At 38.9% G+C, this 13,346-nt stretch carries 11 protein-coding genes and 1 other annotated feature; all 11 genes read left to right on the top strand.

Translation table 11 applies throughout. The features are described 5' to 3' along the window. Window positions 1–58: 58 nt before the first annotated feature. The 11 genes from RT761_RS05705 to serS all read left to right on the top strand — a co-directional run bounded on the left by RT761_RS05705 (window position 59) and on the right by serS (window position 13,345). On the top strand, window positions 59–853 hold the full coding sequence (locus RT761_RS05705) for an IclR family transcriptional regulator (RefSeq protein WP_218113108.1): 795 nt from the start codon (window positions 59–61) through the stop codon (window positions 851–853). A 110-nt stretch (window positions 854–963) separates the two neighbouring features. Continuing rightward, window positions 964–2,133, top strand: coding sequence for a pyridoxal-phosphate-dependent aminotransferase family protein (locus tag RT761_RS05710; RefSeq protein WP_218113109.1), 1,170 nt, complete (start codon window positions 964–966; stop codon window positions 2,131–2,133). A 270-nt stretch (window positions 2,134–2,403) separates the two neighbouring features. After that, complete coding sequence (gene gcvT / locus RT761_RS05715) at window positions 2,404–3,495, top strand: glycine cleavage system aminomethyltransferase GcvT (protein WP_218113110.1); 1,092 nt, start codon at window positions 2,404–2,406, stop codon at window positions 3,493–3,495. A gap of 22 nt (window positions 3,496–3,517) precedes the next feature. Then, window positions 3,518–3,907: a glycine cleavage system protein GcvH gene (gene gcvH, locus RT761_RS05720; protein WP_218113111.1), complete on the top strand. Its 390-nt coding sequence runs from the start codon at window positions 3,518–3,520 to the stop codon at window positions 3,905–3,907. A gap of 25 nt (window positions 3,908–3,932) precedes the next feature. Then, window positions 3,933–5,276: an aminomethyl-transferring glycine dehydrogenase subunit GcvPA gene (gcvPA, locus tag RT761_RS05725; protein WP_246465246.1), complete on the top strand. Its 1,344-nt coding sequence runs from the start codon at window positions 3,933–3,935 to the stop codon at window positions 5,274–5,276. After that, on the top strand, window positions 5,269–6,753 hold the full coding sequence (gene gcvPB / locus RT761_RS05730) for an aminomethyl-transferring glycine dehydrogenase subunit GcvPB (protein WP_218113112.1): 1,485 nt from the start codon (window positions 5,269–5,271) through the stop codon (window positions 6,751–6,753). The genes gcvPA and gcvPB overlap by 8 nt, the downstream gene beginning before the upstream one ends. A 147-nt stretch (window positions 6,754–6,900) precedes the next feature. Further along, window positions 6,901–7,100 (top strand) — a binding site (T-box leader). Window positions 7,101–7,169: 69 nt separating this feature from the next. After that, the gene (locus tag RT761_RS05735; RefSeq protein ID WP_218113113.1) at window positions 7,170–8,324 is read left to right on the top strand and encodes a pyridoxal-phosphate-dependent aminotransferase family protein; all 1,155 of its coding nucleotides are present in this window, start codon (window positions 7,170–7,172) and stop codon (window positions 8,322–8,324) included. After that, on the top strand, window positions 8,317–9,267 hold the full coding sequence (locus RT761_RS05740; protein WP_218113114.1) for an NAD(P)-dependent oxidoreductase: 951 nt from the start codon (window positions 8,317–8,319) through the stop codon (window positions 9,265–9,267). Before RT761_RS05735 ends, RT761_RS05740 begins: the two co-directional genes overlap by 8 nt. A gap of 718 nt (window positions 9,268–9,985) precedes the next feature. Further along, a complete protein-coding gene (locus RT761_RS05745) occupies window positions 9,986–10,405 on the top strand; it encodes an archease (RefSeq protein ID WP_218113115.1) in 420 nt (139 codons plus the stop codon). Between the two features lie 171 nt (window positions 10,406–10,576). Further along, a complete protein-coding gene (locus tag RT761_RS05750) occupies window positions 10,577–12,034 on the top strand; it encodes an RtcB family protein (protein ID WP_218113116.1) in 1,458 nt (485 codons plus the stop codon). A 27-nt stretch (window positions 12,035–12,061) separates the two neighbouring features. After that, window positions 12,062–13,345, top strand: a complete 1,284-nt coding sequence (serS, locus tag RT761_RS05755) for a serine--tRNA ligase (protein ID WP_218113117.1) — start codon at window positions 12,062–12,064, stop codon at window positions 13,343–13,345. The last annotated feature ends 1 nt before the right edge of the window (window position 13,346 follow it).

The following is a 13,346-nucleotide window of genomic DNA, read 5'->3' on the forward strand; positions in this document are numbered from 1 at the left end:
TTTATAAGTATAATTTTAAAATTTAACAAACTTTAAAAAATAAGGATGATTAGTATATATGATGTTTGATCAAAAGATCCAAAAACATTCAATTAAATCTTTAGAAAAAAGTTTTCTTGTTTTAGAAGAAATTGCTAGAGAACATGGAGAAGCGTCATTAACCACTTTGGCAAAGAACCTCCAGCTACCTCCAAGTACGATCCACCGTATTCTATCAAGTTTAATTCAGTTAGGTTATGTTGTACAGAACGTAAAAAATGGAAATTATTATTTAGGATTAAAAATATTGCATCTATCAAGAAGTGTCCTTGAGAATCTAAACATAAGAGATATAGCGAAAGAAATTTTAAAAGAACTCATGGAAAAAACAGGTGAAACAGCAAATCTGGTTGTCTTAGATGGTAACGAAGCTGTCTACATTGAGAAAGCTGAAAGCCATTCATCAGTGAGGTATTTTTCATTAATTGGTCAAAGAGCTCCACTGAGTGTAACAGGTGTCGGTAAAGTTCTTTTATCTGAAATGGCGAGACACGATGTAATTAAGATACTTAAGGAAAAAGGTATGCCAAAACTTACCCCAAATTCCATAACTGATTTAAACACATTTCTTGATGAGTTAGATCGAGTAAAAAAACAAGGCTATGCTTTCGACAAAGAAGAGTGCGAGTTGGGTGCAAGATGTGTTGCTGCACCAGTCCGTGATCATACGGGAAGAATTGTTGCAGCGATTAGTGTTTCTGGTCCAGCTAATAGAATTACTTTGGAAAAACTAAATGAATTAACAAATACTATAAAAAATTATGCTTTAAAGATTTCTTATGAGCTTGGTTATCTCGAGGAAAATTTCAATTAGTCTTCATATTTAATTAAAAGCAGGTATTAATTCAAAAAGTTTATATTAATGAAATTAAAGCACAAAACAGAAAAACATCTTAATAAAAAGGCAAACCGGAGGCATATAAAATGGAAACATCAAAAGTTAAATTTTTAGAACGGACTCTAATGGGACCAGGGCCTAGTAACATTGATCCTCGAGTGAACGCAGCAATGACGAGGCCAATTATGGGACACCTTGATCCAGAATTTCTAAAGTTAATGGATGAAAATATGATCCTTTTAAGAAAAGTATTTAAAACAGAAAACCCGCTTACCTTCCCAATTTCAGCAACAGGGAGTGGTGGTATGGAAGCAGCCTTAGCTAATATTATTGAACCCGGTGACCGAGTAGTAATTTTAGTGAATGGTGTTTTTGGTGAGCGGATGGCTGATATTGCCAAGAGATATGGTGCAGAAGTAAAGGTTTTAGAAATTGAATGGGGGAAAGTTTTCAGTCCTGATGAAGTAAAAAACTTCATTTCCAAACATGCGCCAATAAAAATGGTAGGAATTGTCCATGCGGAAACTTCTACTGGAGCCTTGCAACCATTAGAAGAAATCAGTTATATCGTTCATAATTATAACTCTCTCTTTTTAGTTGACACAGTAACTTCCTTAGGAGGGACTGAAGTCAATCTCGATCAATGGGGAATCGATATAACTTATAGTGGTACTCAAAAGTGTTTGAGTTGTCCACCAGGATTAGCACCTGTCTCCTTTAATGAAAAAGCAGTTGAAGCGGTAAATAATAGAAAAAATCCTATTATTAGCTGGTATTTTGATGTAAGTATGTTGAGAAAATACTGGGAAACCGGAGAACGTTTCTATCACCATACAGCACCAATTACGATGAACTATGCTTTGTGGGAAGCTTTGAAAATTGTTGAGGAAGAAGGATTAGAAGCCCGATTCGAGAGACACTCAAAGCTTAGCAATCTCCTTCAAAACGCTCTGGAAGCCCTTGGTTTGAAGTTGCTTGTTGAGAAAAATTATCGTGCTCCAATGCTTACTTCAGTTTTAATCCCAGAAGATATTTCTGATTTGGATATTCGTGGGAAATTGTTAACACAATACTCAATTGAAATAGGTGGGGGTCTTAGGAATCTTAAAGGTAAAATATGGCGAATTGGTTTAATGGGATACACTTGTCAAAAGAAGAACATTGCTTTATTAATAAGTGCTCTTGGTCAGTGTCTTAATGATTCTGGTTTTAAAGCTGATATTAACGCGGCATTATCAGTATTAAATGGAGAGTAGACTAATTTGAAATCGTGGAAAAGAGTTATTTCTAAATTAAACCCCAATGCAGAACTTATTTATTAGCCAATAAAGACTCAGTGGTTAGTTATGAACGCTATGAAAATATATAGAATAGGTAGCACGACTTTTTTGTGATTACTGCAATTCCATAAGTTTCTTGGAGAAGATTCAATCTATTAACTCCTCCTTTAAATCGTATATTGATTTAAAAATTTATAGATAAAATTCTACATAATGTAGTATTGGTTAAGGATGGAGGAATTATAATTGACAAAGCATACACCTTTGTATAATAACCATTTGGCACTAGGAGCCAAGATGGTTCCTTTTGCTGGATGGGAGATGCCTTTATTTTACAAAACAATCACCTATGAACATGAGGCAGTTCGTACTAAAGCTGGTATTTTTGACTTAACCCATATGGGGGAGCTACGGATTTTTGGGAAGAATTGTGAGTTAGAATTAGCTCAATTAACAACCAATGACCCAGCAAGATTATTGCCAGGTCGAATTCAATATTCACTGCTTTGCCGACCTAATGGCGGGATAATAGACGACATATTGGCATATAGATTAGAAGATGAATTTTTCTTAGTTGTAAATGCAGCCAATACAACGAAGGATTATGAATGGATAAAATCCCACCTAAAGGGAACTGCTCAAGTTGAAAATCTAACTGATTCAAAAGCTTTAATAGCCATTCAGGGTCCAGAATCAGAAAAAATTGTAGCGAAATTAGAACCAGCTGTTTTAAAGTTGAAATATTATAGCTTTTTGGAAACCAATGCTTTTGGTCCAGGGACCATTATTTCACGTACTGGATACACAGGAGAAGATGGTTTTGAACTATACATTCCCTGGGAACAGGCGATAAAAACCTGGAACTCTTTGGAGGAAACTGCCAGAGTAAAACAAGTTAAACTTATTCCAATTGGACTAGGAGCAAGAGATACCCTAAGGTTGGAAATGAGGTACCCGCTGTACGGGAATGATATAGATGACGAAACGACCCCTTTGGAGGCAAATTTAGAATGGGTTGTAAAATTTAATCACCAATTCATTGGGAAAGAATCGCTACTTGAACAAAAAAGAACCGGGATAAAGAAATGTCTCGTTGGTTTTATTGTCATCGATCGGGGAATTCCTCGCCAGGGATATCCAATTGTTTACCATGAAGAAAGTGTTGGTATGGTGACCAGTGGTACCTTTTCTCCGAGTTTAAAGAAGAATATTGGGATGGGTTATGTAAGTCCATCCTTAGCAAAACCAGGAACAATTGTTGAATTGTTGATTCGTGAAAAAAAAGTGAGAGCTGAAATTATCGAGGGACCTTTTGTTTCTCCAAAAATTAAAAAATAGAAAGAACACTTATGGAGGAAAAATGATGTATCCTGAAGACCGCTATTATACAAAAAGTCATGAATGGATTAAGGTGGAAGGAAATCATGCTATGGTGGGCGTGACATATTATGCTCAGGAGCAGCTGGTCGAAGTCGTTTTTGTTGAACTCCCTGAACCGGGAATGGAAGTTAAAGCTGGTGATGGAATTGCTGTTTTAGAGTCAGTGAAAGCGGTATCAGATATCTATGCACCAGTATCAGGAACAATATTAGAAGTGAATAAAAAACTTGAAGATCAGCCAGAATTGATCAATAAAGACCCGTATGGAGAAGGATGGATTTTTTCCCTCGAGATCATCCAAAAAGAGGAGATTGATAAGTTGATAAGGGCAACCGAATACCAATCCCTCATCGAAAATGAACCAAAATAATTTTATTTTAAGCAGGTGGTAGAGATTGCGATATATCCCAACAACCGAACAAGATCGGAAAGATATGTTAAAAAGGATAGGGTTACAATCCATAGAGGAACTTTTTGATGATATTCCAGCCAGAGTCCGCCTTCAAGGAGAATTAAACTTACCATTCGCTCAAACCGAATATGAGCTGTTCAAATCTCTTAAAAGTTTAGCTGAAAAGAATAATAATCTTGAACAGTATCCTTCTTTTTTGGGTGCCGGTGCTTATAACCATATAATTCCCAGTGCTGTCCAGCACATTCTCAGTCGTTCAGAATTTTATACTGCTTATACACCCTACCAACCGGAGATCAGCCAAGGGATTTTGCAAGCTATATATGAATATCAAAGTCTGATTTGTGGTTTAACTGGAATGGATGTAGCGAATGCCTCTCTGTATGATGGAGCCACAGCTCTGGCTGAAGCTGCTGTTTTGGCTTGTGAAGCTACCAAGCGGAAGAAAACACTCCTGTCAACGACAATTCATCCGGAATATCGAATGGTGACCCAGCTCTATCTTGAGAACCGTGGTATGGAAGCCATCCAAATCCCTCATGATAAAGGACAAACAGATTTAAATTATTTAAAGGACAATATAAACGAAGAAACTGCCTGTGTTTTAATACAGCAACCCAATTTTTTTGGTTTTTTGGAAGAAGTAAAAGAGGTAGCTTATTTAACCCAGAAAATTGGAGCCTTATTTATTGTTTGTGTAAATCCAATCTCTTTGGGTATCTTAGAAGCACCAGGTTATTATGGTGCGGATATAACTGTTGGAGAGGGTCAAGGGCTTGGAAACCCAGTGGCTTTTGGAGGTCCGTTTTTAGGTTTTTTCGCGTCACGGGAACGATTTATTCGTCAAATACCAGGACGGATTGTAGGAGCAACCAAGGATATTGAAGGAAAAAGAGGATTTGTTCTTACGTTACAAACCAGAGAACAGCACATCCGTCGCCAGCGAGCCAGTTCTAACATCTGTTCAAATCAAGCGCTTAATGCCTTGGCAACAACGGTTTTCCTTTGTTTGGTGGGGAAGAAGGGCTTGCAAGAAGTTGCCAATTTATGTTTACAAAAAGCGCATTATGCTTATCGAAAAATTACAAGTATTAAAGGGTATTCCCCTTTGTTTACCCAACCATTTTTTCATGAATTTCCAATTCAAACTCCAGATTCACCTGAAGAAATAAATAAAGTGCTTTTAGAGAAAGGCATTATTGGCGGATTAGATCTCAAAAGGCATTATCCAGAACTCGGTCCCAGTATGTTATTGTGTGTAACCGAAGCGCGTACAAAAAAAGAAATTGATACTTTGGTTCAAACATTGGAGAATTACCATGAATAATGTCAATGAAGTACCTTTGATATTTGAAATGAGCTCACCAAATCGTCGAGCTTATGAATATCCTCAGTGCGATGTTCCTTTAGAAAAAATTAATGAGCTTATTCCAGATCGATTTCTTCGGAAAAAACCGGCTGATCTTCCTGAGTTGACTGAGAATGAAGTCATTCGACATTTTACCCAGTTGTCACGACTTAATTATGGTGTAGATGTTGGCTTTTATCCTTTGGGTTCTTGTACCATGAAGTACAATCCTAAGATTAATGAAGATGTGGCGAAATTTTCTGGTTTTACCAGTATTCATCCTTACCAGATGGAAGAATCCGTCCAGGGCGCTTTACAGCTTATGTATGAATTGGAAAGGTATTTATGTGAAATTGCCGGTCTCTATCGTGCGACATTACAACCAGCCGCTGGAGCTCATGGAGAATTTACTGGAATGTTGATTATAAAGAATTTTCATACCGATCGAGGAGAAAATCAGGAAAGGCGAGAAATTATTATACCTGATTCATCTCATGGAACGAATCCAGCAAGCGCATCAATGTGCGGGTATAAAGTAGTAGAGGTAAAATCTAATTCAAGAGGTATGGTTGATATTGAGAGCTTACGGAAAGTTACAGGATCACAAACTGCCGGTTTGATATTAACCAACCCTAATACACTCGGACTTTTTGAGGGGGACATTTTAAAAATTGCCGAGATAGTCCATAATGTTGGTGGCTTATTGTACTATGATGGTGCCAACATGAACGCCAATCTTGGAATTACCCGTCCAGGTGATATGGGATTTGACATTGTTCATTTTAACCTTCACAAAACCTTTTCAACTCCTCACGGGGGTGGAGGACCTGGATCAGGTCCAATTGCAGTAACTAAAGAGCTAGCAGATTTTTTGCCTATACCCCTGGTTGACGTGAAAAACAATAATTATTACTTAAACTATGATTATCCCAAAAGCATTGGGAAAGTCAAATCGTTGTATGGAAATTTTTTGGTATTGGTGAAAGCCTATGCTTATATCAGATCCCTTGGAGCTCAGGGTCTTCGTGAAGTAAGCGAAACAGCGGTACTCAATGCAAATTACCTGATGCGTTTACTCGAAAAAAACTACCATCTCCCCTTTAACAAGACTTGTAAACACGAATTTGTCATATCTGGAAAAAGACAAAAATCGCACGGAGTAAGAGCCTTAGATATAGCTAAGAGATTATTAGATTATGGATATCACCCTCCAACAATTTATTTTCCTCTTATTGTTGAAGAGGCGATGATGATTGAACCAACCGAAACGGAGAACAAGGAAACACTTGATCAATTTGCTAAAGTGATGAATGAAATAGCAATAGAGGCTGTGAAAAATCCAGATATGCTAAAAAATGCTCCGTTTAATACTCCAATAAGGCGTTTGGATGAGGCGAGGGCGGTTAAGGAATTGGATGTTAATTGGTATAAGAATAAAGTGAAAAAGAATAGATAATATTATTAATTATTCAGTATCAAAAAAATCATATAGTCATTTTAAAAAGAATTTATAAATGGCAATTCCTTAGAATAATTTAAGGAAGTAAATTTTCTATTGACTTTTCAACTGCGTGTGCTATATTATCGGCAAAAGTAAATAGAGAAAATGGCAATGAAGGGGAGCAGTAAAGGGAAGGAGAAACATCAGAAAACCGGTGGTTGATGCAAACCGGTGTTTTTGTTCCTTGAATCCACCCTGGAGCCGTGGGAAGAATAGAAATTCTCACCGCAAAATGCGTTAAGGTATTGAGGGTGGTATTCCACTGAAAAGGGTGGCACCGCGAGTAGGCTCTCGCCCCTATGGGTGAGGGCTTTTTTTGTTTTTATTTATTGTCATATTACCTAATTCGAGCTGAATAAGGAGGTAAGATTATGAAATCGTCTTTTTTAATGACTCCAGGACCAACCCAAGTTCCATCACAAGTCTCTTTGGCAATGGCACAGGAGATCATTCACCACCGAGTTCCAGCTTTTGGAGCTCTTTTGAAGGATATTACCGAAAAACTGCAGTACGTATTCCAAACCCAGAATGACGTTTTAGTCTTCCCCGGAGCAGGAACCGGAGCCATGGAAGGAGCTATAGTAAATTTCTTTTCTCCTGGCGATAAAGTTGCTTTTGGGATTATTGGAGAATTTGGAAGTCGATGGGCAAAAATTGCTGAAATATTTGGATTGCAACCCATTCGCTTAGGAGGTGAGTGGGGGAAAGCAGTGACGGCTCAGGACATCGATCTCCTCCTTAGTAGTGAAGCCGGGAAGGGTGTAAAAGGTGTTTTTATTACCCACAACGAAACATCCACCGGAGTATACTCAGATCTAAAGTCAATTGGTGAAGTTTGTAAAAAACATAACGTTCTGTATTTAGTAGATGCGGTGAGTTCATTAGTGGCGATTGATTGTAAAACTGATTTATGGGGAATTGACGTCGTTATTACCGCATCACAAAAGGCTTTGATGACACCTCCTGGCTTATGTTTCTTTAGTGTTAGTAAAAAAGGATGGGAATACAATCAGGAAGCAAAGTGTCCAAGATACTACTGGGATTTAGCCAATGCATTAAAATCGCTTAAAAAGGCGAGCCCAGAAAATCCTTATACCCCGGCAGTAACTTTGCTATTTGGTTTGAATGAAGCTTTGAACATGATTAAGCAAGAAGGCTTGGAAAACGTTTTTAAGCGTCATCTGCAATTATCCAAAATGTTTCGTACCGGCGTAGAAGCGCTTGGTTTAGAGTTAATGGTTAAAGATGAGAAAATTGCTTCGCCAGCAGTCACTTCGATAATGCTACCCGAGGGAATAGAAGCAGGAAAAATTTCCGGATTTTTCCGTAACAATGGAATAGTCATTGCTGGTGGCCAAGGCCAGTTGAAAGGGAAAATCATTCGGGTTGGCCATTTAGGATACGTCGATGCCTTTGATATTTCAAATACCCTGATCACTTTGGGGCGAGCATTTAAGTCCCAAGGGAAAGCATTAAATACCGAAGCAGCTCTTAAAAAAGCGTGGGAGGTTTATGAGCATGAGTGAAGAAATTCGAGTTTTGTGTGCTGCTGGAGTACCGGAGGATATGGCAAAAAGGCTAAGTGAGGCGATCGGGCCAGTTACAATTCTAAAATCAGATGATGAAAATGAGATCATTCAAGAAATTCAAGATAAACAGGTTTTTGTGGTTCGTTCAAAGCCAAAAGTAACCGCAAATATTATTCATAACGCACCAGCCTTAAAAGTTGTTGCTCGACCTGGGGTTGGTACCGACAATATCGACAAGGAAGCCTGTAAAAATAAAGGAGTGAAAGTAATCAACACTCCTGAAGCTTCTGCTGCCAGTGTTTCCGAACTGACGATAGGTTTAGCAATTAGCTTGTTGAGGTATGCTTTTACCACCTGTAGTCTTTTGAAATCCGGAGACTGGGCAAAAAGTAAATATACCGGTCGGACTGTGGAAGGAAAGGTCTGGGGAATTATTGGATTTGGAGGCATAGGTCGGAGAGTTGCTGCTATAGTGAAAGCTATGAATGCCCAGGTTGTTGCTTATGATCCCTATATTCCTGAAGAACAATTTGCAAATTCTGAAGTAAAGCGGGCGGTTCGCCTTGAAGATTTACTATCGGTGAGTGATATTGTTTCGCTCCACGTTATCATGAGCGATGAAACTAAGGGAATGATATCAGCAGAAGCCATTCAAATAATGAAGAAAGGATCCTATTTGATTAACACTTCTCGAGGGAAAGTAATTGATCACAAGGCTCTGATGCAGGCATTGGCAAATGGTCATCTGGCCGGAGCAGCCTTGGACGTTTTTGAAACCGAGCCTCCAAGCGATAAAGAACTAATATGTCTGGATAATTTAATCTGTACCCCTCATATAGGAGGATCGACTGAAGAAGCTTTTATCAATGCGACTGATATCATGATTCGGAAACTTCGGCAAATGTTTAAACCAGAAGAAGGGGGTCCAATTGGTATTTAAATACCAGCCTATCCTGTAAGTATAGGAACAAATTATTGATAATTTGATGTCATCCTTAACGGTGCTTTTTCGTGTGAGAATCTCATCCGACGCCGGCGGCGTCACCCTGAGGCTTCGTTTTTCGAAGCCGTGAGGATCTCATCTGACACCGATGGTGTCATCCTGAGCCCTCGCTTTGTGAGGGCGTGAGGATCTCAAATACTTTAAAGGATGAGATTGCCACGTCGTCTAACCAAAAAACGGTAAGACTCCTCGCAATGACGGAGCGGGTTGATGAGATTGCCACGTCGCTAAGCTCCTCGCAATGACGGAGCGGGTTGATGAGATTGCCACGTCGCTAAGCTCCTCGCAATGACGGATTTAGATAACTATTATCATCCTTAACTGGTACTGCAAAGTGACATGAGGGTCTATATTGAAAATCCACGGGCTTGATGAATCTAGCCTCGATAATCAAATTTTTAATGTAGCGACATGCCATGGCATGTCGAATCAGGATTTTCATAATCATAGGATGCTACACAGTGGCATGGGAATCTATTATCAGTAGAATATCTACTGATTCAGAAATTTGAATTGTTTTACTTCTGAAAAAAAGGTTTTTAAAAGTAAAAAAGTCAAAGACGCAAGTCTAGTTTGATTAACAAATCTTAGTGTTAAGGTGTATATTTTTTTGAAAGTATAAAAAATTCGTGGGAAAGGGGTTTATTTTTCTTTAATGAAATCCTACGAGGTACTTAATCATACCGCTGATATTGGTATTGTTGCTTGGGGTAAAAGTCTGGAGGAAGTCTTTGCTCACTCTGCCCAGGGATTGTTTTATCTTATTGCAGAGAATCCATGTTATAAACTCACCTTTGAAACAACAGTATCGGTTGATGGAAATGATTATGAGGATTTGTTGGTTACTTGGCTCAACGAGCTCCTTTATTTATTTGATGTTGAACAGGTATTCTTATGTGAATTTCAGATAACAGAAATTGGACAATATTTTGTAAAAGCCAAGGTTAAGGGTGAAACGTATAATTCGGCAAAGTACCCTTTAAAGCATTCAGTAAAAGCCTGTACTTATTATGAAGCTAGAGTGGAAGAACAAAAACCAGATTTATGGCGGGCACAATTTTATCTTGATATTTAGCACATTTTTCCGAAATTTACCGTTTTATTAAAAAGTTGGACTATTTTATGCTTGCCAACCTGCAGAATCTTTCGCTATATCAGATAAGACGAACGACAGAGTAAGAATTCTAATAATTTGCTGCATTTTTACTAGGATAAAAATAGAATATTTAAGGTTAAGGGTATTACTATGTCAAATATTTGGAATGGTCCTTTAAAAAAGATAGATGATTGGCGCTGGTTGATCCCTCGAGAGTACAAAAAGGGGATGCTGACTGATGGTTTGATTTTTGCCAATGAACGAATGATTGGTGAAATTAGAAAAGATCAGGCTCCGGAGCAAGTAGCGAATGTGGCTTGCCTTCCCGGAATTGTGGGACATTCATTAGCCATGCCAGATATCCATTGGGGATATGGTTTTCCAATTGGTGGTGTCGGGGCGACTCACGTCGATGAAGGAGTGATTTCTCCCGGTGGCGTAGGATTTGATATTAATTGTGGTGTGAGAGTGATCAAGACTACGCTAAGTTCTGATGAATGTATCCCTAAAAAAAGGGATTTATTAAGCACCCTGTTTCATTCTGTTCCTTCAGGGGTAGGATCGGAAGGAAAAATTAAATTTACTCAGCCTGAACTTAAAAAAATACTTGGTGACGGAGCCAAAGCAATTATTCAAAGAGGTTTTGGTTGGGATGAAGACAAATTGATGATTGAAGAACAGGGAGCCATGTCGGGAGCTGATACGACAGCTGTCAGTGAAAAAGCCTTCGAACGTGGCAAGAGTCAATTAGGTACCCTGGGTTCCGGAAACCACTTCCTTGAAATAGAAACGGTAAAACAAATTTTTGATCCTCAGATAGCCAAGGTTTTTGGGTTATATCCCGATCAAATTTTAATTATGATTCATACTGGATCGCGAGGATTTGGCCATCAGGTTTGTACCGATCATTTACGGGTAATGCAAAATGCTATGAGAAAATATAACATTTATCTTCCTGACCGCCAATTAGCCTGTGCTCCTTTTCAATCAATCGAAGGACAACAATATTTTTCCGCTATGGCATGCGCTGCTAATTTTGCCTGGGCAAATCGTCAACTGATTACTCATTGGGTTCGAGAATCCTTTGAGAAAGTATTTCATCGATCTGCCCAAGATTTGGGAATGGGAGTGCTGTATGACGTTGCGCATAATATTGCAAAAATTGAACAACATCGGGTTAACGGGAAGACTCTGAAACTTTGTGTTCACCGGAAAGGGGCAACTCGTTCATTTGGACCAGGGCAGAGAGATCTTCCGGAAAAATACTGCTCAGTGGGTCAACCAGTTCTCATCCCTGGAGACATGGGAACCGGGTCTTTTATTTTGTGTGGAACGGCGCGGGCAATGGAGGAATCTTTTGGTACAGCTTGCCACGGTGCTGGACGGATAATGAGCCGGTCAGAAGCTGATAAATCAGCAAGGGGAAGAAATATAGCTAATGAATTAGAAGAAAAAGGAGTACTGGTGATGGCTGAGAGCAACGCCACCCTTCGTGAAGAAATCCCAGCAGCTTATAAAGATGTTGGAGAAGTGGTTGATGTGGTGGAAAAAGCGGGTTTAGCACATCGTGTTGTTTACGCTCAGCCAATCGCTGTCATGAAGGGATAGATAATTATCAATAAAGGAGCGACAATTATGTTAGATTGGAAATGGATACGAGATAATCGTGAAATAATACTAACTGCCCTAAAAAATCGAAACGCCGAGTTTGATTTGGATGAACTTTTTTATTTAGATAACCAACGTCGATCATTACAACAGGAAGCTGATCTTTTAAAACAGAAAAGAAATGAGGAATCCAAGAAAATCGGTTTTCTGAAAAAAGAAGGGAAAGATACCGATGATTTAATGAAAAATGTTCAAAATATTGCTGAACAAATCAAAATTATTGATGACAAACTGAAAGCGGCTGAAGAAGAATGGAGAGAAAAACAGTTATGGATACCGAATATACCTCATGAAACAGTTCCAATCGGGCAGGATGAAAGTAGTAACCAAGTAGTTAAAAACTGGGGTAATCCCCGAGAATTCGATTTTGAGCCACGTCCTCATTGGGATATTGGAGAAGGATTGGACATCCTTGATTTCGAAAGAGGATCTAAGATTGCCGCTTCACGTTTTACGGTTCTCAAGGGCTTAGGAGCCCGTTTAGAAAGAGCAATTATGAATTTTATGCTTGACCTCCATACCCAGCGGCATGGATATCAAGAGATTTTCCCTCCTTTTCTGGTGAACCCGAAATCCATGACCGGAACCGGTCAACTTCCCAAATTTGCTGATGAACTCTATAAATGCCAGGATGATCTTTATTTGATACCAACTGCCGAAGTACCTGTGACCAATTATCATGCTGAAGAAATTCTGCCCGATGAAATTCTTCCCCTTTACTATACTGCTTATACGGCTTGTTTTAGAAGGGAAGCCGGTTCTTATGGAAAAGATGTTCGTGGTCTCATTCGACAACATCAATTCAATAAAGTTGAGTTAGTTAAATTTGTTGCTCCTGAGACATCATACGATGAACTGGAAAAGCTATTGTCTGATGCGGAAGGAGTACTTCAAATTCTCCAACTTCCTTATCGAGTAGTCACTCTTTGTAGTGGTGATTTGGGTTTTTCCTCAGCGAAAACCTATGATATCGAAGTATGGATTCCATCACAAAAAACTTACCGCGAAATATCTTCCTGCAGTAATTTCGAAGACTTCCAGGCTCGACGGGCAAATATTCGTTATCGAACTAAAACCGGAAAAATCGGTTTTGTCCATACCTTAAACGGTTCTGGGTTGGCGATTGGCCGCACTGCAGTTGCCATTCTTGAAAATTATCAGCAGGAAAATGGCACGGTTGTTATCCCTGACGCGCTTCGTCCCTATATGCAAGGATTAGATCTGATTACTCCTCAGTATCGGGTGATTTGAA

Source organism: Atribacter laminatus, from assembly GCF_015775515.1.
In the GTDB taxonomy this organism is placed as follows: Bacteria; Atribacterota; Atribacteria; order Atribacterales; family Atribacteraceae; genus Atribacter; species Atribacter laminatus.